Genomic DNA, 24,784 nt, shown 5'->3' with positions numbered 1-24,784 from the left:
AGCAAAAGATCGCACCTGCGGCAGCTCCTACAGGGGTTATCAGTGGACTGTCAGCACGATGCCCACCCGGGTCAGCCAGTCGGCTTCGAGACCAAAGTCAGCCTGAGTCAGCTGATTCTCATCCAGCCAGTGCTCCGGGAATTCCACGTCGAGGGTGTTGCCCTTGGCGTGCAGCGCCACTTGCGGCATCGCCTGGGTGCCACGGATGTGGTGGAACAGGATCGCGAAGCGCAGCAGCACGCACAGGCGGATCAGCTTGTCGCCGTCGTCACCGAACTCGGCGAACTTGTCCTTGGGAATGTTGCGGCGGTGGCCACGCACCAGCAGGGCGAGCATTTGCTGGTCTTCGCGGGAGAATCCGGCGAGGTCCGAGTGCTCGATCAGGTAGGCGCCGTGCTTGTGATAGTGGTAGTGCGCGATGTCGAGGCCGACTTCGTGGACTTTCGCCGCCCAGCCGAGCAGTTCGCGCCAGATGCCGTCATCCAGCTCCCAGTCTGCAGCGACCTGATCAAAGGCGTGCAGCGCTTTGCGTTCAACCCGCGCCGCTTGTTCCAGGTCGACGTGATAACGCTCCATCAACGAAGTCAGGGTGCGTTCGCGCACGTCTTCGTGGTGATGGCGGCCGAGCAGGTCGTAGAGCACGCCTTCACGCAGCGCGCCTTCGCAGTGATCCATGCGTTGCAGTTCGAGGGCGTCGAAGATCGCTTCGAGAATCGCCAAACCGGCGGGGAAGATCGCCCGGCGGTCAGGTTTGATGCCTTCGAAATCGATCTTGTCGACGTCACCCAGTTTGAACAGGCGACGCTTGAGCCAGGCCAGGCCTTCGGCGTTGACTTCGCCGGTACCATGTCCGCCGGCCTTCAGCGCCAGGCCGATGGCGCGGATGGTGCCCGAGGAGCCGATGGCTTCATCCCAGGTCAGACGGTGCAGGGCGTGTTCGATGCTCATGATCTCCAGCCGCGCCGCCGTGTACGCCTGAGCGTAACGGGCCGGGGTGATCTTGCCGTCCTTGAAGTAGCGCTGGGTGAAGCTGACGCAGCCCATTTGCAGGCTTTCGCGCAGCAGCGGTTCAAACCGCTGCCCGATGATGAATTCGGTACTGCCACCGCCGATGTCGGCCACCAGACGCTTGCCCGGGGTGTCGGCGAGGGTGTGTGACACGCCCAGATAAATCAGCCGCGCTTCTTCACGGCCGGAGATGACTTCCACCGGGTGACCGAGGATTTCTTCGGCGCGGTGGATGAATTCCAGACGATTGCGCGCTTCGCGCAGGGCGTTGGTGCCGACGATTCGCACGGCGCCCAGCGGCATGCCGTTGATCAGTTGGGCAAAACGCTTGAGGCAGTCGAGCCCGCGCTGCATTGATTCTTCGTTGAGATGGCGCTCGTCGTCGATGCCGGCGGCAAGCTGCACTTTCTCTCCGAGGCGCTCCAGAATGCGGATTTCACCGTTCTGGGCCTTGGCCACGACCATGTGGAAGCTGTTGGAGCCCAGGTCGATTGCGGCGATCAGGGACAGATTCTTGGCTTTGGATTGCGGCATGGTCAGGGGGTCTCGGTCGATAACCCCGCCATCGTGCCACGATCAAACGCTGGCGCCAACGCGCATGGTTCAAACCGTTGATCCAATACAGTTTCTGTGGCGAGGGAGCTTGCTCCCGCTGGGCTGCGAAGCGGCACTCAAGCCATTCACCTCGAGATTCAGGTAAATCGCGGTCGGCGGCTTTCACGACTGCTGCGCAGCCGAGCGGGAGCAAGCTCCCTCGCCACAGGAGCGTGCCGGCTCAGTTGGCGGCTTCAACGGTACCAATGAAATTCGCCAGCTCCGCCGTCTGCGGGTTGGCAAACAACACCTTCGGATCCCCCACTTCATGCACCTTGCCATGGTGCATGAACACCAGTTTGTCGCCGACCTCCCGGGCGAAGCGCATTTCGTGGGTGACCATGATCAGCGTCATGCCTTCTTTCGCCAATTGGCGCACCACGGCCAGCACTTCATTGACCAGTTCCGGGTCCAGCGCCGAGGTGATCTCGTCGCACAGCAGCACTTTCGGCGACATTGCCAGCGCCCGGGCAATTGCCACGCGCTGTTGCTGCCCGCCAGACAACCGATCCGGAAACGCATCGAACTTCTCTCCCAGGCCGACGCGTTCGAGCATCTTGCGCGCCAGTTCGGCCGCCCTGGCCTTCGGTACCTTCTGCACCACTTGCGGCGCGAGCATCACGTTTTCGCCCACGGTCAGGTGCGGGAACAGGTTGAACTGCTGGAACACCATGCCGACTTTCTGCCGCAGGCTGCGCAGGTCGGCGCGGGCGGCGTCGAGGTACTCGCCGTCGACTTCGATTACCCCGTCATTGATCGACTCCAGGCCATTGAGGGTGCGCAGCAGGGTCGATTTGCCCGAGCCGCTGCGGCCGATGATCGCCACCACCTGGCCTTCCTCGACGCTCAGGTCGATGCCTTTGAGCACGTGGTGATCGCCGTAGTATTTATGCAGGGCGGAAATTCTAAGCAGAGGCATGCAGTCTCCTTTCCAGGTAGCGCGCACTGAGCGACAAGGGGTAGCAGAGCAAGAAGTAGCCGAGGGCGACGAGGCCGTAGACCATGAACGGTTCGAACGTGGCGTTGGCGAGCATGCCGCCGGTCTTGGTCAGCTCGGTGAAGCCGATGATCGAGGTCACCGCCGTGCCCTTGACCACTTGCACCGAGAAGCCCACGGTCGGCGCGACCGCGATGCGCAGCGCCTGCGGCAGGATCACGTAGCGCAGTTGCTCCAGCGGATTCAGCGCCAGACTCGAAGACGCTTCCCACTGACCGTGAGGGATCGCTTCGACGCAACCGCGCCAGATCTCCGCCAGATAGGCACTGGTAAACAGCGTCAGGGCAATCGCCGCGGCCATCCACGGCGAAATTTCGATCCCGGCCAGCGCCACGCCGAAGAACACCAGGAACAGCTGCATCAGCAGCGGTGTGCCCTGGAACAGTTCGATCCAGGTGCGGGCAATGTTGCTCGGCAACGGGTTTTTCGAGATGCGCATGACCAGAATCAGCAAGCCGACGATCCCGCCACCAATGAACGCCACCAGCGACAGCGCCAGCGTCCACTGCAGGCCGGTGAGCAGGTTGCGCAGGATGTCCCAGAAGGTGAAGTCGCTCATCGGCTGCTCCTCGCGATATAGCGGCGGCCGACCCAGTTCAGCAACTGGCGGATCAGCAGCGCCATGCACAGGTAGATCAGCGTGGTCAGCGCGTAGGTTTCAAAGGCGCGGAAGTTGCGCGACTGAATGAAGTTGGCAGCGAAGCTCAGCTCCTCGGTGGCGATCTGCGAACACACCGCCGAGCCGAGCATGACGATGATGATCTGGCTGCTCAGTGCTGGCCAGACCTTGCCCAGCGCCGGCAGCAGGATCACATGGCGGAACGCTTCGAAACGGCTCATCGCCAGTGCGGCAGCGGCTTCCAGCTGCCCGCGCGGAATCGCCTGGATGCCCGCGCGGATGATCTCGGTCGAATACGCGCCGAGGTTGATCACCATTGCCAGCACCGCCGCCTGCCACTCGGAAATCTGCACCCCAAGCGACGGCAAGCCGAAAAAAATGAAAAACAGCTGCACCAGAAATGGCGTGTTGCGGATCAACTCGACGTAGACGCCGAAGAGTGCCGAGAACGGGCGAATGTTCCACGCCCGTACCAACGCGCCAACGATGCCCACGCCGACCCCGAACAGCGCGCCAATCGCCGTCAGTTCCAGGGTGAACAGAGCGCCGCGCAGCAGCAGGTCGGTGTTTTGCACCACCGGCATGAAATCGAACTGATAAGCCATCAATTGTCTCCCGCGCGATCGATCAGAGATCGGCCGGCAGCGGCTCTTTGAGCCAGGTCTGCGAGTTTTTTCTCCAGCGCGCCGTCGGCCTTGGCGGTGGCGAGAATCTCGTTGACCTTGCCCAGCAGCGCCGGCTCGTTCTTGTTCACGCCGACGTAGACCGGCGAATCCTTGAGCTTCACTTTCAGCGCCGGCACGCGTTTCGGGTTCTTCTCGCTGATCGCCATCATCACCACGTTGCCGCTGGCGATCAGATCGACCTGACCTGCCAGATAGGCGGCAATGGTCGAGTTGTTGTCTTCGAAGCGCTTGATGGTCACGCCTTCGGGAGCGACCTTGGTCAACTCGATGTCTTCGATGGCGCCACGGGTGACGCTGATGGTCTTGCCCTTGAGGTCGTCGAGGCTGCTGATCGCTGCGTCAGGCGGACCAAACACCGCGAGGTAGAACGGCGCATAGGCGTGGGAGAAGTCGATGACCTTTTCGCGCTCCGGGTTCTTGCCGAGGCTGGAAATCACCAGATCGACCTTGCCGGTGGTGAGGAACGGGATGCGGTTGGTGCTGTTGACCGGGGTCAGTTCGAGTTTGACCTTGAGCTGCTCGGCCAGCAGTTTGGCCGTGTCGATGTCCAGGCCGCGGGGCTTCATGTCCGGGCCGACCGAGCCGAACGGCGGGAAGTCCTGAGGCACGGCGACTTTCAGTGTGCCGCGTTTGACCACGTCTTCCAGACCGTCGGCGTGGGCGGGCACCTGGCTCAGCATCAGGCTGGCAAACAGGGCGGTGAGGAGGGCGCTGTAACGCAGGCTCATGGCAAATCTCCGGATCGGCGGGAAGTGTTTTCTGCGATCGGACAGAGCATGCGCCGTGCCAACACCGCGCCGGATGCCGCGCAGGCCGCGGATTTGGCGTGTTCTTTCGGTCTTACTGGTCTGAACAGTCAGGATGTTTTTCGCACCTCGATAGCGCATTGCGCCAAGGCGTCGAACCCCGCTGGGGCACGACTTGCCGGATCCGGCGAATAGCTTTACAACTAGCCGCACCTTGGCCTGACTCATCTTAAAAACCATGAACTCGATCTCCCGCGCCGTACCCGAAGTGGCGCTGCAAGCGATTCGCAAACTGATCACCGAACAGGGGTTCGGTGCGGGCGATGCGTTGCCGTCGCAACGGGATCTGGCGGTGCAACTGGGGGTCAGTCGGGCGTCGTTGCGCGAGGCGCTGTCGTCGCTCAGTGCGCTAGGCGTGGTCAGCATCCAGCCGGGCAAAGGCGTGTTCGTGCTGGCACCGGTGGACATTGCGCAGGGTGACCATGCGCCGGGCTGGCCGTTTGCGGCGCAGGCCTCGCCGCTGGACATCTTTCAGTTGCGCTATGCGCTGGAGGGGTTTGCCGCCGGGCTGGCGGCAGTGACCTTGAGCACGATCGATCTGGATGCGCTGGAGGACAACGTTGCGGCAATGCGCGAGCAATTGAAGGCTGGGGACTTCGAGGCCGCCGCGAAACTCGACTTCGAATTCCACCGGCGCATCCTGTTGGCCAGCGGCAATCAGGCGATGCTGAGCATCCTCACCGCCAGCGCCGAAATCTTTCTTGAGAGCCAGAAGCTACCGTTCATCCGCGCCGAACGGGCGATGGAGACCTGGCAGGAACACCGCAAGATCCTCCGCGCCCTCGCGCGCCGGGCCTCCGCCGCCGCCCAGAAGGCCATGCAAGAGCACGTGCGCAACGCGGCGCTGCGCACCGGGATCGCCTTCATCGCCCCCGCCACCGCGTGACTTGGGCTATACCCAGACTCATGGGGCGCCATAGCAAGACTCAATCAACTGCGGCTTCCTGAACAAGGGAAGGGCGGATATGATGGGCCACGTTTTTTTGCTTACAACCTGGAGAATTCCATGAGCAGCGATCTGATCAAACACGTTAGCGACGCCAGCTTCGAAGCCGACGTACTCAAGGCCGAAGGCGCTGTACTGGTCGACTACTGGGCTGAATGGTGCGGCCCTTGCAAAATGATCGCTCCGGTTCTGGACGAGATTGCCGAGACCTACAAAGGCAAGCTGACCGTTGCCAAACTGAACATCGACGAAAACCAGGAAACCCCGGCCAAGCACGGCGTGCGTGGTATCCCGACGCTGATGCTGTTCAAGAACGGCAACGTTGAAGCGACCAAAGTCGGCGCCCTGTCGAAGTCGCAACTGGCTGCTTTCCTCGACGCCAACATCTAAGCGTCGCTGTAAATCGCCGAAAAAAAGCCTCGCAATTTGCGGGGCTTTTTGCGTATTCAGGGCTAGACGCTCCGAAACTCAGGTGGTACATTCGGCCCCGCACTGGTTTCTCCACTGCCCCCTGCTAGCCGTCGCCGACGCACTCCTTTTCGAACAAGTTCGCGATCCTGTCGCCTTCTCCGCGGCGCGGCCTCATTAAGCCAAAAGCTTAATTTCCCCCCTCCATAAATGATTACGTCATTCCTATATGAATCTGACTGAACTCAAGCAAAAGCCGATTACCGAACTGCTCGAATTGGCCGAACAGATGGGCATAGAAAATATGGCCCGTTCGCGCAAGCAGGACGTGATTTTCTCCCTGCTGAAAAAGCACGCGAAAAGCGGCGAGGAAATCTCCGGTGATGGCGTGCTGGAGATTCTCCAGGACGGCTTCGGCTTCCTGCGCTCCGCTGACGCTTCCTACCTCGCCGGCCCGGACGATATCTACGTCTCGCCGAGCCAGATCCGTCGTTTCAACTTGCGCACCGGTGACACCATCGTTGGCAAGATCCGTCCGCCGAAGGAAGGCGAGCGTTACTTCGCTCTGCTCAAGGTCGACACGATCAACTTCGATCGTCCCGAGAACGCGAAGAACAAGATTCTCTTCGAGAACCTGACCCCGCTGTTCCCGACCGTGCGCATGAAGATGGAAGCCGGTAACGGTTCCACCGAAGACTTGACCGGTCGTGTGATCGACCTGTGCGCCCCGATCGGCAAAGGCCAGCGTGGTCTGATCGTTGCACCGCCGAAGGCCGGTAAAACGATCATGCTGCAGAACATCGCGGCGAACATCGCCCGTAACAATCCTGAAGTTCACCTGATCGTGCTGTTGATCGACGAGCGTCCGGAAGAAGTGACCGAAATGCAGCGCACCGTGCGCGGCGAAGTGGTTGCCTCGACCTTCGACGAACCGCCGACCCGTCACGTGCAGGTTGCCGAAATGGTGATCGAGAAGGCCAAGCGCCTGGTCGAACACAAGAAGGACGTGGTGATCCTGCTCGACTCCATCACCCGTCTGGCCCGTGCCTACAACACTGTGATCCCGAGCTCCGGCAAGGTGCTGACCGGTGGTGTCGATGCTCACGCCCTGGAGAAACCGAAACGTTTCTTCGGTGCTGCGCGCAACATCGAAGAAGGCGGCTCGCTGACCATTATCGCCACCGCGCTGGTTGAAACCGGCTCGAAGATGGACGAAGTGATCTACGAAGAGTTCAAGGGTACCGGCAACATGGAACTGCCTCTGGATCGCAAGATCGCCGAGAAGCGTGTGTTCCCGGCCATCAACATCAACCGCTCCGGCACCCGCCGCGAAGAGTTGCTGACTGCCGATGACGAACTGCAGCGCATGTGGATTCTGCGCAAGCTGCTGCACCCGATGGACGAAGTGGCTGCCATCGAGTTCCTGGTCGACAAGCTGAAAACGACCAAGACCAACGACGAGTTCTTCCTGTCGATGAAACGCAAGTAACATCGCCGCTGAACCGATAAAAATGGCGTCCCGCGCGGGGCGCCATTTTTTTGCCTGAATTTTGCCCGGATTATGGGAGGTTCCCGATCTGGTAAGGTCTGTGATCGGGCACTACAACCAGCAGCGCTCGCGAGCCTCTCGACTCGGGCTCGCGCTGTATAAAACCACCACCTGATTGGCATTAAAGATTTTATGAGCACACTCGCTTATCGAAGGGATATCGACGGCCTGCGCGCAGTCGCGGTGATCGCCGTGGTGCTGTTCCACTTTGGCGTTCCGGGGTTTACCGGCGGTTTTGTCGGCGTGGACGTGTTCTTCGTGATTTCCGGCTACCTCATCACCTCGATCATCTGGAACCAGCGTCAAGCCGGGCGTTTCAGTTTCGTCGAGTTCTGGGCTCGGCGTGCGCGGCGGATTCTGCCGGCGCTGTTCGCGATGATCATTGCGGTGCTGGCGGTGGGCTGGTTCCTGCTGGCGCCCAAGGACTACGAAGAGCTGGGGCGCTCGGTGCGCTATCAGGTGACGTTCGTCTCGAACATCCTGTTCATGCGCCAGGACGGTTACTTCGACGTCGCCTCTGACTTGAAACCGCTGCTCCATACCTGGTCACTGGCGGTGGAAGAGCAGTTCTACATCTTCTTCCCGCTGCTGCTGACGTTGCTCTCGAGCCGGTTGAAACACTGGCGGCTGGCGCTGTTCGCTGTGTTGCTGGTGTCGTTCGGGCTGAGTGTGTGGGCGATCAATCATCATCCGGAGAAAGCTTTCTTCCTGCTGCCGATGCGTGCCTGGGAGTTGCTGGCCGGGGCGATGCTGGCGATTGCCCCGAAACACGCCTGGCGTTTGAAACCGCTGGCCGCCCAGGCCTTGAGCCTGCTGGGCATGGGGTTGATCCTGCTGGCAGTGTTCGTTTACGACAAGTCGACGCCGTTCCCGGGAGCGACCGCGCTGCTGCCGGTGCTGGGCGTGGTGCTGCTGATTCTGGCCAACGGTCATCGCGAAACGCTGGTTGGTCAATTGTTGAGCAGTCGGGTGATGGTCGGCCTCGGCCTGATTTCCTATTCCTGGTACTTGTGGCACTGGCCGGTGTTCGTGTTTTCCAGCTACGCCAGCATCGATGAGCCGGGCGCGCTCGACACGGCCGGGTTGATCCTGCTGACCCTGGTGCTGGGTTATCTGTCATGGAAGTTCGTCGAAACGCCGTTCCGTGAACGGCGTTTGCTCGCCGGCCGTCGGCAGATTCTGTTGGCCGGTTTCTGCGGCATCCTGGTGCTCGGTCTGGCCGGGCAATCGCTGCGCTGGACCGATGGCCTGCCATGGCGCCTGTCCGAGCAGGCCCTGCAATACGCCAAGGGCCGCGAGTGGCGGCCGGAGCTGATGGCCTGTCTGGCGGATGACAAGACCCCGGACGACAAGCTGTTCTGCCATTACGGCATGACGGACCTGCCGAGCCGCGCCATGGTCTGGGGCGACAGTCACGCCACGGCGCTGATCCCGGTGTTCGATGACGGCGCCAAGGCCTACGGCGTGAGCGTGATCCTGGCCAGTTCTCCCGGCTGCATTCCGGTCGATGGACTGGAACATGACGGTGTCTGTGCGCGTTTCAACCAGCGTGTCGAGCGGGGGCTGAAGGCGCAATCGGTCAGCGATGTGGTGCTGGTTGCGCGTTGGAGCCTGTACCTGTACGGCGATGCCAAAGGTGATCTGGGCCATGTGCTGAGAACCACCGATGGCCGCTATGATCGTGCCGACGCCGAGCGGCGCCTGGCCGAAGGTCTGCGGGCCCGAGTGGCGCAATTGCGTGCCGGCGGGCATCGCGTATGGCTGGTGAAAGAGGCGCCGCTGCAGGCGTTCAGTCCGCCCTATCGGCTGACACGTCTGGCGATGCTTGATCGTCCGGTCGATGACGTCGGGCTGGATGTCGAGGCGCACCATAAACGCCAGGTGTTCATCAGTCAGCTGTTTGCGCAACTTGCGCAGGAGGATCCGGCCGTGCGCGTGGTCGATCCGGCGCCACGGCTGTGCGATGACAAAGGCTTGTGCCACGCTGAACTCGGCGGCTATTCGCTGTACACCGACGACAATCACTTGTCCGAAGTCGGCGCACGCTTCGTTGCGCCGATCCTCGAGCCGCTGTTTATGAGCCTGCAAGCCCGGGAAAACCGGGGGAAAGCGCAGACCAATGCAGCCAAGTAAGCAGCGACAGGCTGCCACAGGGCTGCATAGCAGGTAGGATGTACGCCTATTTTGAGGGTGCCATCGTCAATGAAATTCAAGGATCTTCGGGATTTCGTGCAGCAGCTTGAGCAGCGCGGAGAGTTGAAACGCATCCAGATTCCCGTCTCGCCGGTGCTGGAAATGACCGAGGTGTGCGATCGCACGCTGCGGGCCAAGGGCCCGGCGCTGCTGTTCGAGAAACCCACCGGTTATGACATTCCGGTGCTCGGCAACCTGTTCGGCACCCCCGAGCGGGTGGCCATGGGCATGGGCGCCGAGTCGGTCAGCGAGTTGCGCGAGATCGGCAAGCTGCTGGCCTTCCTCAAGGAGCCGGAGCCGCCGAAGGGCTTGAAGGACGCGTGGTCGAAACTGCCGATCTTCCGCAAGATCATTTCGATGGCACCGAAAGTCGTCAAAGACGCGGTGTGCCAGGAAGTGGTTATCGAAGGTGACGACGTCGACTTGGCGATGCTGCCGGTGCAGACCTGCTGGCCCGGCGACGTCGGTCCGCTGATCACTTGGGGCCTGACTGTCACTAAAGGCCCGAACAAGGAGCGCCAGAACCTCGGTATTTACCGTCAGCAAGTGATCGGCCGCAACAAGGTGATCATGCGCTGGCTCAGCCACCGTGGCGGTGCGCTGGACTTCCGCGAGTGGTGCGAAAAGCATCCGGGCCAGCCGTTCCCGGTGTCGGTCGCGCTGGGCGCCGACCCGGCGACCATCCTCGGCGCCGTGACGCCGGTGCCGGACAGCCTTTCCGAATACGCTTTCGCCGGCCTGCTGCGCGGTAACCGCACCGAACTGGTCAAGTGCCGTGGCAACGACCTGCAAGTGCCGGCCACTGCCGAAATCATCCTCGAAGGCGTGATCCATCCGGGCGAAATGGCCGATGAAGGCCCGTACGGCGACCACACCGGTTACTACAACGAAGTCGACAGCTTCCCGGTGTTCACGGTCGAGCGCATCACCCACCGGATCAAACCGATCTACCACAGCACCTACACCGGGCGTCCGCCGGATGAACCGGCAATTCTCGGCGTGGCGCTGAATGAAGTATTCGTGCCGATCCTGCAGAAGCAGTTCCCGGAAATCACCGACTTCTACCTGCCGCCGGAAGGCTGCTCGTACCGCATGGCCGTGGTGACGATGAAGAAGTCGTATCCGGGGCATGCCAAGCGCGTGATGCTCGGTGTCTGGTCGTTTTTGCGACAGTTCATGTACACCAAGTTCGTTATCGTCACTGACGACGATATCAATGCCCGCGACTGGAACGACGTGATCTGGGCCATCACCACGCGCATGGACCCCAAGCGCGACACGGTGATGATCGACAACACGCCGATCGACTACCTCGACTTCGCCTCGCCGGTCTCGGGCCTGGGCTCGAAAATGGGCCTGGATGCCACCCACAAGTGGCCGGGCGAAACCACTCGCGAGTGGGGCCGTGTGATCGTCAAGGACGACGCCGTCACCCAGCGGATCGATGCCATCTGGAATCAGTTAGGAATAGATTGATGCGTGTAACCCTGCAGCCCTCCGGAGCGGTGCTTGAGATACGGCCCGGCGAGCGGATTCTCGATGGTGCGCGGCGCCTGGGCTACGACTGCCCGCAAAGCTGCCGCAACGGCAATTGCCACGTGTGCGCGGCGCTGCTGGTGGAAGGCCGGGTCGAACAGGCCGGCAAGGTGCAGGACCACGGCGAGTTCTACACTTGCATAGCCGAGCCGCTGGAAGACTGCGTCCTGCTGTGGGATGGCGTGCTCGCGCTGGGAGAACTGCCGGTGCGCAGCCTGTCGTGTCAGGTCATCGAATGCCGGGACGTCGGCGGCGACACCTGGCGCGTGCGCCTGCGTGCGCCGGCCGGCAAGCCACCGCGTTATCACGCCGGGCAGTACCTGATGATCGAGCGCGAGAGCGGCGAGAAGTCAGCGTTCTCCATGGCCTCGGCACCGCACGGCGGACGGGATCTGGAAATCCACGTGCTGGCCCGTGAGGCCAGTGCGCTGAGCCTGATCGAGCAACTGCAGCGCAACCCGCTGGTGCGCGTCGAACTGCCGTTCGGCGACACGCATCTTGCCGAATTGCCTGACGGGCCGCTGGTGCTGATCGCCGCCGGCACCGGCATGGGCCAGATTCACAGCCTGATCGAACACTGCCGCGCCAACGGCTTCAAACACCCGGTGCATCTGTACTGGGGCGTGCGTCGCCCGGACGATTTCTACGACATCGAGCATTGGGACGAATGGCTGAAGCTACCCAATCTGTTCCTGCACAAAGTGGTCAGCGACCAGTGCGGTTGGGAAGGGCGCTGCGGGATGTTGCACCAGGCCGTGTGCGAGGACTTCGCCGATCTGAAGGCCCTGCACGTCTACGCCAGCGGTTCGCCGGCGATGGTCTACGGCACGCTGGATGCGCTGGTGGAAGCCGGGATGGATGCGCACCAGATGCGCGCCGACGTATTTGCCTACGCGCCGCGATCTTGAGCCCCGTCCCTAGAAACGTACGCCGCTAGTCACCATCGCCGCATTGGCGCCGAGAAACACCAGCTCGGCGGCCAATGGGCCGTAGTGAGTCCCGACGGACGGAATGATCACTGGCGCAACGCCATAGCGGTTCAACGGGATCTTGTCCTTGTAATCACCGCGATAACCCTGCAACAGCCCACCGGTGACTTTCAAATACACCGGATACTCACGGCTGTCATAGCGCTTGCCGGCATAGGCGTAGTTCGAGCGCTGGCGGAACGAGTTACGGAAAGTTGCCCCGCCAAAGACCCAGCCTGAAGCCTGATTGCGTTCGATGCCGATCAAGTCCTGATGATTATTGTGTTCGGGGTCAGGCGAATAATGTCGGGTGTAGACGCTGGTCTGGGCATACCAGAAGCCCGTGTCCTGCGCATCGTCCGCGGCCAATGCATGGCCGGTCTGAGTCATCAGCAATACGGTCAGAAGTCTTCGGATGTTCATTGTGCAGCCTCGGTTAAACGGGATGGCTTGCGCCAGAGGAAGGCCGTTATACGTAGGCGTTCAGCGACGGAGAAGAAAGAAAGTCCGACATTTTAGTAGGTAGTTTCCCGCGCCTTCATGAACGAAACCTGAACAAGTGAAGGCTTATGCATATTTCATTCGGGTATTTAAGATATTGCTGCAAGGGTATTAGGCTATATAAAACCGGATAACCGGGCAGATGATCCCGCATTATCGTTGTCAGGCGGGTCATACATCCTTTAGCACTTTTCGTTTTACAGTTACTGCTATATGTTCTATCAAGCGAATTGTGCTTACATCTTGTAATACTTGCGGGGCCGAACACTTCCGTCATGACAGCCATTGAATCTGCTTTTGTGAATCTGGCTTACCCTCCGCGGCTCGATCTGGGGCCGCAGCTGACCCACGAACAACTTCTCGTCTCGATGCAATCGACCATGGCGCGCCACAAGGGTGGACCGGTGTGGCTGTTTGCTTACGGCTCGCTGATCTGGCGCCCGGAGTGCACGGCGGTGGAGCGGGTGCGCGGGCGAGTCCACGGTTACCATCGCGGCTTGTACCTGTGGTCGCATGAGCATCGTGGAACGCCGGAAATGCCCGGGCTGGTGTTCGGTCTGGATCGTGGCGGTTCGTGCAGCGGCTTCGCCTATCGGCTGCCGGAAGAGAATCTCGACGCTGCGCTGTACGCGCTGTGGAAACGCGAGATGCCGTTCCCGTCCTATCGCCCGCACTGGCTGAACTGCCGGCTCGAAGATGGCAGTCAGGTTCAGGCGTTGGGGTTTGTTCTGGAGCGACACCTGCCCAGCTATGCCGGCAACTTGCCGGATCATGTGCTGAGTCAGGTGTTCGAAAGCGCTTGCGGGCGCTACGGCACCACTCGCGATTATGTCGAGCAGACCGCCCACGCCCTGCGCAGCCACGCCATGCCGGATCGAAATCTGGAGGCGCGGCTCAAGCGCTGTCAGGCAAAAGCCGATCAGGCGACGGCTTCGCGGCTCTGACTGGCGACTTGCTTGTGCCATAGCGTCGGGGCCAGGAAGGCCATCGACAGCAGGCAAGCGCCCACCAGCAGGACAAAACCACCGTCCCAGCCGAAGTGGTCAACGGTATAGCCCATCGCCGCACTCGCTGCGACCGAACCGCCCAGATAGCCGAACAGACCGGTGAAGCCTGCTGCCGTCCCGGCGGCTTTCTTCGGTGCCAGCTCCAGCGCCTGCAGACCGATCAGCATCACCGGGCCGTAGATCAGAAAACCGATCGAGAACAGCGCGATCATGTCCACGGTCGGGTTGCCGGCCGGGTTCAGCCAGTACACCAGCGTCGCGACGGTCACGAGTGCCATGAACACCATGCCGGTGAGGCCACGGTTGCCACGGAAGATCTTGTCCGACATCCAGCCGCACAGCAGCGTGCCCGGAATGCCCGCCCACTCGTAGAAGAAATAAGCCCACGAAGTCTTGTCGACGTCGAAGTGCTTGGCTTCTTTGAGGTAGGTCGGCGCCCAGTCCAGTACGCCGTAGCGCAGCAGGTAGACGAAGACGTTGGCCATGGCGATGTACCAGAGCATTTTGTTGCGCAGCACGTATTTGACGAAGATTTCCTTGGCGCTGAATTCGTCTTCGTGGCTGGCGTCATAGCCTTCCGGGTAGTCGTTCTTGTACTTCTCGATCGGCGGCAGGCCGACCGATTGCGGGGTGTCGCGCATGGTGATGAAGGCAAACACCGCCACGCCCAGCGCTACCGCTGCCGGGACGTAGAACGCTGCGTGCCAGTCATTGAACAGGCCCATGCCGATCAGGAACAGCGGGCCGATCAGACCGCCGCCGACGTTATGCGCCACGTTCCACACCGAGACCACGCCGCCCCGTTCCTTCTGCGACCACCAGTGCACCATGGTGCGCCCGCTCGGCGGCCAGCCCATGCCCTGGGCCCAGCCGTTGATGAACAGCAGGATGAACATCATGGTCACGCTGGACGTCGCCCACGGCGCGAAACCGAAAATGAACATCACTCCAGCCGACACCAGCAAGCCGAACGGCAGGAAGTAGCGCGGATTGGAACGGTCGGACACCAGGCCCATCAGGAACTTCGACAGACCGTAGGCGATGGCAATGGCCGACATCGCCAGACCCAGATCGCCACGGCTGTAGCCTTCGTCGATCAGGTACGGCATGGCTAGGGAGAAGTTTTTGCGCAGCAGGTAGTAACCCGCGTAGCCAAAGAAGATACCGGCGAAGATCTGCCAGCGCAGGCGTCGGTAAGTGCTGTCTATTTTTTCTTCAGGCAATGGAGCCTGATGTGCGGCAGGACGAAAGAAAGCAAACATTCAAGAGCTCCAGATTTCTTGTTTTGACTGCGGATGCGAATGTTACAGTTTCGTTACCGAAAATAGCACCGGTTCGCATCGGCAAAACAGCGGAAAATGTTGGAAGTCGCATGTTCTTTTACGAACCTGTCGCTCAGCTGTAAAAACAGGACGTTTTCACCACTTATCAACATGGTGTGGCATAGACTCGCGGACCGTTCAGCCAATTGATCAGCAGAGATAGGAAATGGCCCTGAAGGTTCGCATGTTGGTGCCGAGGTTCTTGGTGGCGGCGGGGCTCGCCGTTGTGCTGCTGACATTGATCGTCACCGATCATCCTTCCCATTCCGGCCTGCGCAACGCTACGGTGCTGATCATCCGGCATGCGGAAAAACCGGATACAGGATCGGTGCTCAATGCCCGAGGCGAGCAACGCGCGGCCGCCTACGTCGACTATTTCAATCCGCTGAAACTCGACGGCCAGACACTAACGCCCCAGCGTTTGATCGCTGCCGGCGACACCCCGGAGAGTTCGCGCTCGCGCCTGACCCTGACCCCGCTGGCCCAACGCCTGAACCTCGCGATCGAGCAGCCCTACGTCAATGGCGATCTGCATCAATTGGTCAAACTGTTGCGCAAGAGCAATCTGGCGCAAACGGTGCTGATCGCCTGGCACCACGGCCACATCAACAAACTGCTCAAGGCCTTTGGTGGCGATCCCACAGCGCTGATGGGGCAGGAAAAATGGCCGGATGACGTCTTCGACTGGCTGATCGTCCTGCGCTTCGATGACAAGGGACGGCTGCTTCCGTCTCGCAGCCTGAAGGTTCAGGAGCATCTATTGCCGGGCGACGCGGCAGCGACCAGCGGCGGCTAAACATCCGTCAGAAAATGTACCTGAAGCCCGTTGCGCAGGGCGTTCGCCTGTTTTCTTGTCTGGATCAGGAAATGTCCTGCATTCAATAGCGAAGCTGCGCCATTCAGTTAACAGGCAGTGCTCCGTAACCTTTCTGTTGTTGCCGGACAGGCATCTCAATCGGGAAGGGGCGAGATCATGCGGTGGTTCTTTGCTGGGCTTTTATTGACGATCTTCAGTCTTGCGCTGGCAGCGGAAGGGTTACTCATACCGGAAAACAATCCCAAGCCGATTTACCCGAAGCTGTTGCACAGGGCCGGGGTCGAAGGCGAAGTCAGGGTCAGTTTTGTCGTCAAGGCGGATGGTTCGGTCAGCGCGATCAGCATTGTGCAAAGTGATCACCCTGATCTGGCTGAGGCGGTCAAAGATGCAGTAACACAGTGGCGCTTCAAGCCCTGGACGGCTGAAGACGGGCGCCCTGCAGAACAGCCCGTGGTGGCACCGATGCTCTTTCGACTGGGCCGGGACGAGCCGATCCACCTCAATCAGTGGCTGAAGTCAGTGAAGTGTCATGTCATCAATGGCAGTTTCAGGAGCATGCCTGAGTACGCCTGGGTCGACGCGGACGTGTTTCATTACACCCGCGCTTACCTTTCGAACGCGATCCACAAGAGTCAGTTGGCCGATGATCAACGTCTGGCAATCATCGCCAGGATGAATCGGCGCGTACCGATGATCGTCAGAGGCTGCCGGGAGGCCCCCATGCGGAGATACATGAGTTTTCTGCCGGGAGAGGTTCGTGACTTGCTTTGATAACCAGCGCCGCTGAGAGTGAAGCTGTGTTGCTGCCTGGCGCGAATCGGGCCGGCTCCAAGGGGGCGCCGGCCGGGAAAAACTCAGCGCACCTGCACCACCACCTTGCCCACCGCCTTGCGCTGCCCCAGGTCGTTGATCGCCTGCGCCGCGTTGCTCAGCGGGTACACCTGCGACACCAGCGGTTTCAACTTGCCTTCGGCGAACCAGCCGAACAGTTGCTGGAAGTTCGCCGCGTTGTCCTGTGGCTGGCGCTGGGCGAAAGAACCCCCAGAACACGCCGAGCACGGCTGCACCTTTGAGCAGCGCGAGGTTGACCGGCAGCTCGGGGGATGCGTCCGCTGGCGAAGCCGACCACCAGCAGGCGGCCGTTCCATGCGATGGCGCGAATGGCCTGGTCAAACAGGTCGCCGCCGACCGGGTCGTAGATCACGTCGGCGCCCTGGCCGTCGGTGAGGCGTTTGATTTCGTCCTTGAGGCTGGTTGCGCTGTAGTTGATCAGTTCATCGGCGCCAGCCGCCTTGGCGACGGCGAGTTTTTCCGCGCTGCTGGCGGCGGCAATGACCCGGGCGCCCATGGCTTTGCCGATCTCCACTGCCGCCAGGCCGACGCCACCGGAAGCGCCGAGCACCAGCAAGGTCTCGCCCGGTTGCAGGTTCGCCCGTTGCTTGAGGGCGTGCATCGAGGTGCCGTAGGTCATGCTGAACGCGGCGGCGGTGTTGAAATCCATCGACGGCGGGATCGGCAGCACGTTGTAGCCCGGCACCGCGACCTGTTCGGCGAAACTGCCCCAGCCGGTCAGGGCCATGACCCGGTCGCCGACGTTCAGATGGCTGACCTTTTCACCGACGGCGCTGACCACGCCGGCCGCTTCGCCCCCAGGGGAAAACGGGAAGGGCGGCTTGAACTGGTACTTGCCCTCGATGATCAGCGTGTCCGGGAAGTTGACCCCGGCGGCGTGCACCTCCAGCAGGATTTCGTTCTTCTTCGCGACAGGACTGGCGACGTCTTCCAGCACCAGCGATTCGGCAGGGCCGAAGGCTTTGCACAGCACGGCTTTCATCAGGGCTATTCCTTTGGGAGTGATGGCCGATAAGTGTAGGTATGTCAGTCAACGGGTCAACGAGCATGCCCGGCCCTGATAGTCAGCCATAAGCTTGTGCTTGCGCGGCGGGTCGTTATGCTAGGCCGCAAACCGGATAAGGAGCGAATTGTGAAAGCGTGGATCATGTTGTTGCTGGCCCTGTCTCTGCCTGTGGCAGCGCTGGCCGAAGAAGCCAAAGAAGGCGAGGCGCCGAAAGTCAATTACATCACTCTGAACCCGCCGTTCGTGGGCAATTACGGGCTGGACGGCACGCCGAAGCTGAAGGTCTACAAGGCCGACGTGGCGCTGCGTGTGACCGGTGAAGAGGCGACCAAACTGGTCAAGGCCAACGAACCGCTGATTCGCAATCAACTGGTGGCGCTGTTCACTCAGCAGACCACCGAGGCGATGGGCAGCATCGAAGGCAAGGAAAAGCTGCGTCAGGAAGCCCTGAAGCAGACCCAGCAAGTGATGAATGACGAGACCGGCAAGCCGGTGGTTGAAGATCTGTTGTTCAACAACCTGATCATTCAGTAACCACGCTGGCGGCTGTTCAGGACGCCAGGCTCTTGCGAAAGCGTGCCAGCGCGATGAGGAAGAACAGCAGGCCGATGGCCGTCAGCGCCAGCAAGTCCGGCCAGACCACGCTCAGCCCGGCGTCGCGAAACAGAATCGCGGCGCTGAGGCTGACAAAGTGCGTGGACGGCGAGCCCTGCATCACCCACTGCAACCATTGCGGCATGCTGTCCAGCGGTGTGCTGCCGCCCGACAGCAGCAACATCGGGATGATCACTGGAATCGCCAGCAGGCCGAACTGCGGCGTCGAACGCGCCAGCGTCGCCAGAAAGATGCCCAGCGCGGTGCTGGCAAACAGATAAACCGCCGTCACCAGTAAAAACAGGCTCATCGAGCCGGCCAATGGCACGCCCAGCAGGCCTTTGACCACCACCTCCAGCGACAACCAGGTGCACAGCACCACCACCAGCAGGTTGCTCCAGATTTTCGCCAGCATGATTTCCAGCGCCGTCAGCGGCAGCACCAGCAAGTGGTCGAGCGTGCCGTGTTCGCGTTCGCGCAGCAGCGCCGTGCCGGTGAGGATGATCGCCAGAATGGTGATGTTGTTGACGATCTGAATCACCGCCAGAAACCAGCCACCCTCCAGATTGGTGTTGAACAGGGCGCGAGTAGTCAGTAGCACCGGCGCCTTGGTCGCTGCTTCACCCTGATCTGCATAGTCGAGTAACTCGCGTTGAAAGATCCGGCCAATGTAGCCAGCGCCCATGAATGCCTGGCTCATGGCCGTGGCGTCGACATTGACCTGAATCGCCGGTTGCCGCGCGGCGAGCAGATCGGTTTGAAAGCCCGCCGGGATGTTGATGACGAAGGTGTATTGACCGCTGTCCATCACCTGGTCCAGCTGAGGGTAAGGCAACAGTACAGGCGTCTGGAACTCTGGCGGCTGCAGGGCTTGGGCCAACTGACGCGAGAGGGCGCTGTGGTCTTCGTCGACGATGGCCACGCTGGCGTTGTGTACGCCAATCACCGAACCCGCGGCGGGCATGTAGATCGCCACGGTGAAGGCGTAGAACAGAAACAGCAGCAACACGCTGTCATGGCGCAGGCTGGTCAGTTCCTTGAGTCCCAGGCGCAGGATATGTGCGAACTTGTGCATCAGGCCTCCTGCTTTTTCAGCATGATCAGGCTCAGCCCGGTGAACCCGACAAAGAACCCGAACAGCGCCAGGCACTGCGGCCATAGCTGACGCACGTCCAGCGCTTTGGTGAACGTGCCCACCGCGATGTCGAGGAAGTGCCCCGCGGGAAACAGCATGCCCATCACCGCAGCCGCACCCTCCAGTGACGAGCGCGGCACGATCAACCCGGAGAACTGGATGGTCGGCAAGCTGGTGATGATCATGGTGCCGAGGATCGCGGCGATTTGTGTGCGGGTGAACGCCGAAATCAGCAGGCCCATGCTGGTGGTCGCCAGTACGTACAACAGGCCGCCGAATGCCAGCGTCAGCAGGCTGCCCTTGAACGGCACGCCGAACAGCCAGCGATTCATCGCCACCAGCACCGCGAGGTTGACCAGACTGACCAGCAGGTACGGCGCCTGCTTGCCCAGCAGAAACTCCAGACGCGTCAGGGGCGTGGCGTAGAAATTGGTGATCGAGCCCAACTCCTTTTCGCGCACGATGCCCAACGCCGTCAGCATCGCAGGAATGAAGGCGAGGATCAGCGCCATGACCCCGGGGCCGATGGCGTTGACGCTGACTACGTCCTGGTTATAGCGAAAGCGGGTTTCCAGACTGGCCGCTGTCGGGCGGGCCAGCGCAGGGCTGCTTTGCTCGGCCAGTTGTTGCAGATTGGCCAGATGCACGGCTTCAACATAGTTGCGGCTGGTTTCGGCGCGAAACGGCATGCCGCCATCCAGCCACGCCGCCACAGCGGGTTGGCGCCCGGCATACAGATCGCGGCCGAATCCGGGCGGGATCTCCAGTGCCAGTTTGATTTCCGAGCGCTGCAGGCGCCGGTGCAGCTCCTGTGGGTCATGAATGGCCGGCTGCTCGTCGAAGTAGCGGGAGCCGCGAAACGCTTCAAGATAAGCCCGGCTCTGCGGCGTCTGATCCTGGTCGTACACGGCGAACGCGAGGTTTTCCACGTCCAGGGAAATCCCGTAGCCGAAAATCACCATCATGAAAATCGCCCCCGCCAGTGCGAACGCCATGCGCACCTTGTCGCGCAGCAGTTCCTTGCCTTCGCGACGGGCCACCGCCAGCAGGCGACCGAGGCTGAAACCGTGACGCGGCACCGGGGTTGTCGCTGCGCTCGGCGGCGCCATTTGTGGCTCGGTTACAGGCGCCGATGCCTGAGCGCCCTGAGCCTGTTCCAGGCAAGTGACGAAGGCCGCTTCCAGCGTCTCTCCAGCGAACTGGCGTTGCAGTGCCGCCGGGGTATCGCACGCGAGAACCTTGCCGGCGTGCATCAGTGAGATGCGGTCGCAGCGCTGAGCTTCGTTCATGAAATGCGTGGAGAGGAAGATCGTCACGCCTTGTTCACGGGACAACTCGATCAACAGTCGCCAGAAGTCATCGCGGGCTGCGGGATCGACACCGGAGGTCGGCTCATCGAGGATCAGCACTTCCGGGCGGTGCAGCACTGCCACCGCCAGCGACAGACGCTGACGCAGCCCCAATGGCAACGCCCCGGAAGGCTGGTCGGCGACCGCGAGCAGATTGAAGCGCTGAATCAATGCCTCGATGCGCTGTGCGCTCTCGGTTGTGGGCAGGTCGAACAGCCGCGCGTGCAGCTCGAGGTTCTGTCGCACACTGAGCTCGCCATACAGCGAAAAGCTCTGCGACATGAACCCGACCCGCTTGCGCGTGGCCAGATCCTTGGCGTTCACCGGGTTGCCGAGCAGCGTTGCACTGCCTTCACTGGCCGGCATCAGCCCGGTCAGGACTTTCATGGTGGTGGTCTTGCCGCAGCCGTTGGAGCCAAGAAAACCGAAAATCTCGCCACGGCCAATGGCAAAACTGACGTGATCCACAGCGGTGAAGTCGCCGAAGCGCAGCGTCAGGTCGTGGGCTTGGATGGCGATGTCGTTGCTGTTGCCGGTGCGCGGTGGAATCACCAGTGGTTGAGCGTCGTGCTGGCTGTCACCCTGGAAATGGGTAAAGGCGTCATCGAGTTTGCCGCTGGGGGGTGACGGTCGCCAGCTCGCGGCTCAAGCCGGTGGCGATCAACTGGCCGGCGTCGAGCATCAGGCAATGCTCGAACTGCTCGGCTTCTTCCATATACGCCGTGGCGACCAGCAGCGTCAGTTGCGGGCGCTGGCTGCGCACGTCGTCGACCAGCTCCCAGAAACGCCGGCGCGAGAGCGGGTCAACGCCAGTGGTCGGCTCATCGAGGATCAACAGGTCGGGCTCATGGATCAGCGCGCAGCACAGCCCGAGTTTCTGCTTCATGCCGCCGGACAACTTGCCGGCGGGGCGCTCGGCGAATTTCAGCAGATCCGTGGCGAGCAACAGGCTGTGCATGCGCTGCTCGCTTTCAACCCTGGACAGGCCGAACAGCGTCGAGAAGAACTGGATGTTCTCGCGGATCGACAGTTCGGGGTACAAGTTGCCGCCCAGCCCCTGCGGCATGAAGGCGATGCGTGCATAGAGTGTGTCCCGATGCCGGCGATCCTGGATCGCGCCTCCGAGCACTTGCAGTTGCCCTTGTTGCAGGGTTTTCACGCCGGCGATCAACCCCAACAGGCTGGACTTGCCCGCGCCATCGGGGCCGATCAACCCGCAGCGGGTTCCGGCGGGCAGGCTGAAGGCGATCTCCTTCAGCGCTTGCTGTTTGCCGTAGCGGTGGGCGATACCGTTCGCTTGAACCGCAAGGCTGCTCATTGCAGATTGGCCGGCCATTCGACGGGTGCGATCCGCACATAGCCGGCGCCGGGCATGCCGGGCTTGGCCTGTGGCACGGCGCTGGGCTGGGTCAGGCGCAACTTGACGCGGAACACCAGTTTTTGTCGCTCGTCGCGGGTCTCGACTTCTTTGGGGGTGAATTGCGATTTGGCCGCGACGAAACTGATTTTTGCCGGCAGCGGTTTATCGGGCAAGGCATCAAGCAACACGCGCGCCTCGTCGCCCACGGCCAGGCGCCCGGACACCGCAGCTGACAGATAGAGGTTCATGTACTGGTCGTTGGGATCGATCAGCAACAAGACCCGGCCGCCGGCACCCAGCACTTCGCCGGGTTCGGCCATGCGCAGCTGGATCACGCCATCAATCGGCGCGCGCAGAAGGCTGTCGTCGATTTCGCTGGTCAGCTGCGCCACCTGCGCCTGCGCTGCGCCGATTGTTGCGCTGACGGCCGATACCTGGGCGCGGGCTGCGGTCACCGCAGCGTTGCCTGTGCCAATGCGCGACTGCAATTGATCGATGATCTGCGCGCTGACGTAACCGTGCTTGAACAGTGACTGCGAGCGGCCGAGCTCTTGCTGGGCCAGCAGCAGCTCACTCTGACGCAACTGCACATTGGCCTGAGCGGCGTTGAGATTCTCCCGGGCGCGCAGGACTTCGGCTTCGGCCTGATTGCGCTGGGCTTCGAGGGTGCGGGTGTCCATGCGCGCCAGCAGTTGTCCTTTGCTGACCTTGTCGCCTTCATCCACCAGCACCTCGGCCAGGCGCCCGGGAGTCTTGCTGGCGATCTGCACCTCGGTGGCTTCCAGGCGCCCGTTGCCCATCGACAGCCCCTCGACCAGCCGGCTGCTGATCGACATCCAGTAACCGAGGCCACCAGCGGCGGCGAGTAACACCAGGAGCGAACCGGCATATAGAAGTGAAGAACGGCTGTGCGTCGACATGGGGGCATCCTGCGGCTGTGGCGTCCAGTCTGACTGTTCAAGCGTTTCACTCGCTTGATGTCAGTCAAATGAGCGCCAAGCCTAGCCCTTTTTTCGGGTAAAAAACCGTGACCGGAGAGTTCTCAACGCAATCCGAGCACGACGGCCCACTGTTCGGCGGTCACCGGCATGACCGAAAGACGGCTGCCTTTTTGCACCAGCGGCATCTCGGCCAGTGCGGTCTGCTGCTTCAGATAATCCAGTTTCAGCACCCGGGCAAAGGTCTCGACGTGTGCAACATCGATCGCACTCCAGGCGTTTTTCTCGGGCGTGGCTTTCGGGTCGAAGTAATGGCTTTCGGGGTCCAGTGCGGTGGGGTCCGGGTAGGCTGCCTGAATAATCCTGCCGATTCCGGCAATCCCCGGTTCCGGGCAACTGGAGTGGTAGAAAAAGAACTCATCCCCGACCGCCATCGCCCGCAGGAAATTGCGCGCCTGATAGTTGCGAACCCCGTCCCAGCGCGCTTTTCCGAGTGTCTCCAGGCCTTTGATCGAGAGTTCGTCCGGCTCGGATTTCATCAGCCAATAGGCCATGTCTTTTGCTCCTCAAGCGGTGATTGGACAGGTTGTCGGGCAATTTTATGACAAACCGACAGTCGGTTGACGTCAGCATTTGCGCCCGGGTTCACGTTGTCGCAAAATGCCGGCCTTTAAAGCTTGACGCTGCTGCACGGCCTACGAACGGAAACCGCTGCTGTCATCGTGATGATGTGCCTTGAGGGGGGCAATCGATGAAACGCAAACCGGATTTGCTATGGACTTTGGTTATTTTGTTCGGCCTGGGCGTCGTGACCACCGGTTATGCGCAAAGTCTGTGGACCAGCAAGACCGATGCGCCGATTGAAGTCGCACAACAGGTCCAACAGTCGACCGCGTTCAAGCGCTGAAACAGCCTTCCCGACGCCGCTGACCTGCGCGGCGTCTACCCTGCGAAATACCACGCCTTATCGGTGACCGTGCCCTGCAACGGTACATCCCAGCTGGCCTGCGCCAGGCGTTCGACCTTCTGACATTCATGGGCCAGCCCCAGCAACGTCGGCTTGCGCCAGGTTTTGCGCCGGGCCAGGTAGGCCAGACTGCGGTCGTAGAATCCGCCGCCCATCCCCAGCCGTCCGCCGACATCGTCAAACCCAACCAGTGGCAGCAACACCAGATCCAGGGTCCAGATCCTGCGTTGCTGAGCCAGATTGGCTCGCGGTTCGAGAATGCGAAAGCGATTGGGCTTGAGCTTGTCGCCCGGGCGAATCCGCTGGAACACCATCTTGGTTCGCGGCCAGGCACTGAGCACTGGCAGGTAGGTGGCCTTGCCGCGCAGCTGGGCTTCGCGCAGCAGCAGGCGCGGGTCGATTTCACCGTCGGTGGGCAGGTACAGGGAAATGTGTCTGGCCCGGCGAAAGTGCGGGTCTTGCGCCAGTTGGCGGAACAGGCCTTTGGCGGCCTGGCGTTGTTCGCTCGGGGTCAATGCGCGGCGCGCCTTGCGCAGCAGACGGCGGAGTTGCGGGCGGGGCAGCAGCGCGGGTTCGGTCATGGTTCGGCTTCGGCAGGTGAGGGCGGAAACGCACGCATAAAAAAT

General features: G+C 61.4%; 23 protein-coding genes and 2 pseudogenes. 11 read left to right on the top strand and 14 right to left on the bottom strand.

What is annotated here, in order from left to right; translation table 11 throughout:
• Positions 1–39 precede the first annotated feature (39 nt).
• From ppx to HT737_RS14130, 5 genes and pseudogenes are all read right to left on the bottom strand, one after another.
• Positions 40–1,542 carry an exopolyphosphatase gene (gene ppx / locus HT737_RS14150; RefSeq protein WP_182402948.1) on the bottom strand — a complete coding sequence of 501 codons (1,503 nt, stop codon included), beginning with the start codon at positions 1,540–1,542 and terminating at the stop codon, positions 40–42.
• 241 nt (positions 1,543–1,783) lie between these two features.
• Positions 1,784–2,521, bottom strand: a complete 738-nt coding sequence (locus HT737_RS14145; protein ID WP_041072039.1) for an amino acid ABC transporter ATP-binding protein — start codon at positions 2,519–2,521, stop codon at positions 1,784–1,786.
• A complete protein-coding gene (locus HT737_RS14140) occupies positions 2,508–3,158 on the bottom strand; it encodes an amino acid ABC transporter permease (RefSeq protein WP_041072041.1) in 651 nt (216 codons plus the stop codon). Before HT737_RS14140 ends, HT737_RS14145 begins: the two co-directional genes overlap by 14 nt.
• Positions 3,155–3,823 (bottom strand): amino acid ABC transporter permease, encoded by a 669-nt coding sequence (locus HT737_RS14135; RefSeq protein ID WP_047297230.1) that lies wholly within the window; start codon positions 3,821–3,823, stop codon positions 3,155–3,157. Before HT737_RS14135 ends, HT737_RS14140 begins: the two co-directional genes overlap by 4 nt.
• Positions 3,824–3,845: 22 nt before the next feature.
• Positions 3,846–4,632 (bottom strand): annotated as a pseudogene (locus HT737_RS14130) (transporter substrate-binding domain-containing protein).
• Between the two features lie 256 nt (positions 4,633–4,888).
• Between HT737_RS14130 and HT737_RS14125 the strand changes: the two are divergent.
• The 6 genes from HT737_RS14125 to HT737_RS14100 all read left to right on the top strand — a co-directional run bounded on the left by HT737_RS14125 (position 4,889) and on the right by HT737_RS14100 (position 12,250).
• Positions 4,889–5,596, top strand: coding sequence for a FadR/GntR family transcriptional regulator (locus HT737_RS14125; RefSeq protein WP_131670670.1), 708 nt, complete (start codon positions 4,889–4,891; stop codon positions 5,594–5,596).
• A 120-nt stretch (positions 5,597–5,716) separates the two neighbouring features.
• Positions 5,717–6,046, top strand: a complete 330-nt coding sequence (trxA, locus tag HT737_RS14120) for a thioredoxin TrxA (RefSeq protein ID WP_003206727.1) — start codon at positions 5,717–5,719, stop codon at positions 6,044–6,046.
• Between the two features lie 247 nt (positions 6,047–6,293).
• Positions 6,294–7,553, top strand: a complete 1,260-nt coding sequence (gene rho / locus HT737_RS14115) for a transcription termination factor Rho (RefSeq protein ID WP_003229334.1) — start codon at positions 6,294–6,296, stop codon at positions 7,551–7,553.
• A 192-nt stretch (positions 7,554–7,745) separates the two neighbouring features.
• Positions 7,746–9,746, top strand: a complete 2,001-nt coding sequence (locus HT737_RS14110; protein ID WP_182402946.1) for an acyltransferase family protein — start codon at positions 7,746–7,748, stop codon at positions 9,744–9,746.
• A gap of 69 nt (positions 9,747–9,815) precedes the next feature.
• Positions 9,816–11,282, top strand: coding sequence for a 4-hydroxy-3-polyprenylbenzoate decarboxylase (gene ubiD / locus HT737_RS14105; protein ID WP_007968427.1), 1,467 nt, complete (start codon positions 9,816–9,818; stop codon positions 11,280–11,282).
• A complete protein-coding gene (locus HT737_RS14100; RefSeq protein WP_121182565.1) occupies positions 11,282–12,250 on the top strand; it encodes a CDP-6-deoxy-delta-3,4-glucoseen reductase in 969 nt (322 codons plus the stop codon). Before ubiD ends, HT737_RS14100 begins: the two co-directional genes overlap by 1 nt.
• Positions 12,251–12,259: 9 nt before the next feature.
• Here the strand turns inward: HT737_RS14100 and HT737_RS14095 are convergent, their stop codons facing one another.
• The gene (locus tag HT737_RS14095; RefSeq protein ID WP_182402944.1) at positions 12,260–12,733 is read right to left on the bottom strand and encodes a sn-glycerol-3-phosphate transporter; all 474 of its coding nucleotides are present in this window, start codon (positions 12,731–12,733) and stop codon (positions 12,260–12,262) included.
• Between the two features lie 353 nt (positions 12,734–13,086).
• Here HT737_RS14095 and HT737_RS14090 point away from each other — a divergent pair, with 353 nt between their 5' ends.
• The gene (locus HT737_RS14090; RefSeq protein WP_041072057.1) at positions 13,087–13,755 is read left to right on the top strand and encodes a gamma-glutamylcyclotransferase; all 669 of its coding nucleotides are present in this window, start codon (positions 13,087–13,089) and stop codon (positions 13,753–13,755) included.
• On the opposite strand, the gene glpT is transcribed toward HT737_RS14090, so the two are convergent.
• Positions 13,731–15,080: a glycerol-3-phosphate transporter gene (glpT, locus tag HT737_RS14085; protein ID WP_003229323.1), complete on the bottom strand. Its 1,350-nt coding sequence runs from the start codon at positions 15,078–15,080 to the stop codon at positions 13,731–13,733. The two genes, HT737_RS14090 and glpT, sit on opposite strands and share 25 nt — an antisense overlap.
• Positions 15,081–15,306: 226 nt before the next feature.
• Between glpT and HT737_RS14080 the strand changes: the two genes are divergently transcribed.
• On the top strand, positions 15,307–15,936 hold the full coding sequence (locus HT737_RS14080; protein WP_182402942.1) for a flagellar basal body-associated protein FliL: 630 nt from the start codon (positions 15,307–15,309) through the stop codon (positions 15,934–15,936).
• A gap of 177 nt (positions 15,937–16,113) precedes the next feature.
• Positions 16,114–16,728, top strand: a complete 615-nt coding sequence (locus HT737_RS14075) for an energy transducer TonB (RefSeq protein WP_182402940.1) — start codon at positions 16,114–16,116, stop codon at positions 16,726–16,728.
• Positions 16,729–16,811: 83 nt separating this feature from the next.
• On the opposite strand, the gene HT737_RS32745 is transcribed toward HT737_RS14075, so the two are convergent.
• Positions 16,812–16,946, bottom strand: coding sequence for a zinc-binding dehydrogenase (locus HT737_RS32745; protein ID WP_374011169.1), 135 nt, complete (start codon positions 16,944–16,946; stop codon positions 16,812–16,814).
• Positions 16,916–17,791, bottom strand: coding sequence for an NADPH:quinone oxidoreductase family protein (locus HT737_RS14070; protein ID WP_374011168.1), 876 nt, complete (start codon positions 17,789–17,791; stop codon positions 16,916–16,918). Before HT737_RS14070 ends, HT737_RS32745 begins: the two co-directional genes overlap by 31 nt.
• 150 nt (positions 17,792–17,941) lie before the next feature.
• On the opposite strand from HT737_RS14070, the gene HT737_RS14065 reads away from it, so the two are divergent.
• Positions 17,942–18,349, top strand: a complete 408-nt coding sequence (locus HT737_RS14065) for a flagellar basal body-associated protein FliL (protein WP_182402938.1) — start codon at positions 17,942–17,944, stop codon at positions 18,347–18,349.
• Positions 18,350–18,365: 16 nt separating this feature from the next.
• Here HT737_RS14065 and HT737_RS14060 read toward each other — a convergent pair whose 3' ends face one another.
• The 4 genes and pseudogenes from HT737_RS14060 to HT737_RS14045 form a co-directional block, all read right to left on the bottom strand.
• Positions 18,366–19,484, bottom strand: a complete 1,119-nt coding sequence (locus HT737_RS14060; RefSeq protein WP_131670666.1) for an ABC transporter permease — start codon at positions 19,482–19,484, stop codon at positions 18,366–18,368.
• A pseudogene (gene rbbA / locus HT737_RS14055) lies at positions 19,484–22,211 on the bottom strand (ribosome-associated ATPase/putative transporter RbbA). Before rbbA ends, HT737_RS14060 begins: the two are co-directional and overlap by 1 nt.
• Positions 22,208–23,173, bottom strand: coding sequence for an HlyD family secretion protein (locus HT737_RS14050; RefSeq protein WP_131670664.1), 966 nt, complete (start codon positions 23,171–23,173; stop codon positions 22,208–22,210). The pseudogene rbbA and the gene HT737_RS14050 overlap by 4 nt, the downstream one beginning before the upstream one ends.
• Before the next feature lie 122 nt (positions 23,174–23,295).
• Positions 23,296–23,745: an EVE domain-containing protein gene (locus tag HT737_RS14045; RefSeq protein ID WP_047297220.1), complete on the bottom strand. Its 450-nt coding sequence runs from the start codon at positions 23,743–23,745 to the stop codon at positions 23,296–23,298.
• Positions 23,746–23,942: 197 nt separating this feature from the next.
• Between HT737_RS14045 and HT737_RS14040 the strand changes: the two genes are divergently transcribed.
• Positions 23,943–24,098, top strand: a complete 156-nt coding sequence (locus tag HT737_RS14040) for a hypothetical protein (RefSeq protein ID WP_086792358.1) — start codon at positions 23,943–23,945, stop codon at positions 24,096–24,098.
• A gap of 35 nt (positions 24,099–24,133) precedes the next feature.
• Here HT737_RS14040 and HT737_RS14035 read toward each other — a convergent pair whose 3' ends face one another.
• The gene (locus HT737_RS14035) at positions 24,134–24,739 is read right to left on the bottom strand and encodes a 5-formyltetrahydrofolate cyclo-ligase (RefSeq protein ID WP_182402936.1); all 606 of its coding nucleotides are present in this window, start codon (positions 24,737–24,739) and stop codon (positions 24,134–24,136) included.
• Between the last annotated feature and the right edge of the window lie 45 nt (positions 24,740–24,784).

The organism is Pseudomonas sp. MD195_PC81_125, assembly GCF_014060985.1.
GTDB classification, from domain to species: Bacteria; Pseudomonadota; Gammaproteobacteria; order Pseudomonadales; family Pseudomonadaceae; genus Aquipseudomonas; species Aquipseudomonas parakoreensis.
The sequence above is the reverse complement of the archived record's forward strand: the minus strand, read 5'-3'. Positions and strand labels throughout refer to the sequence as shown.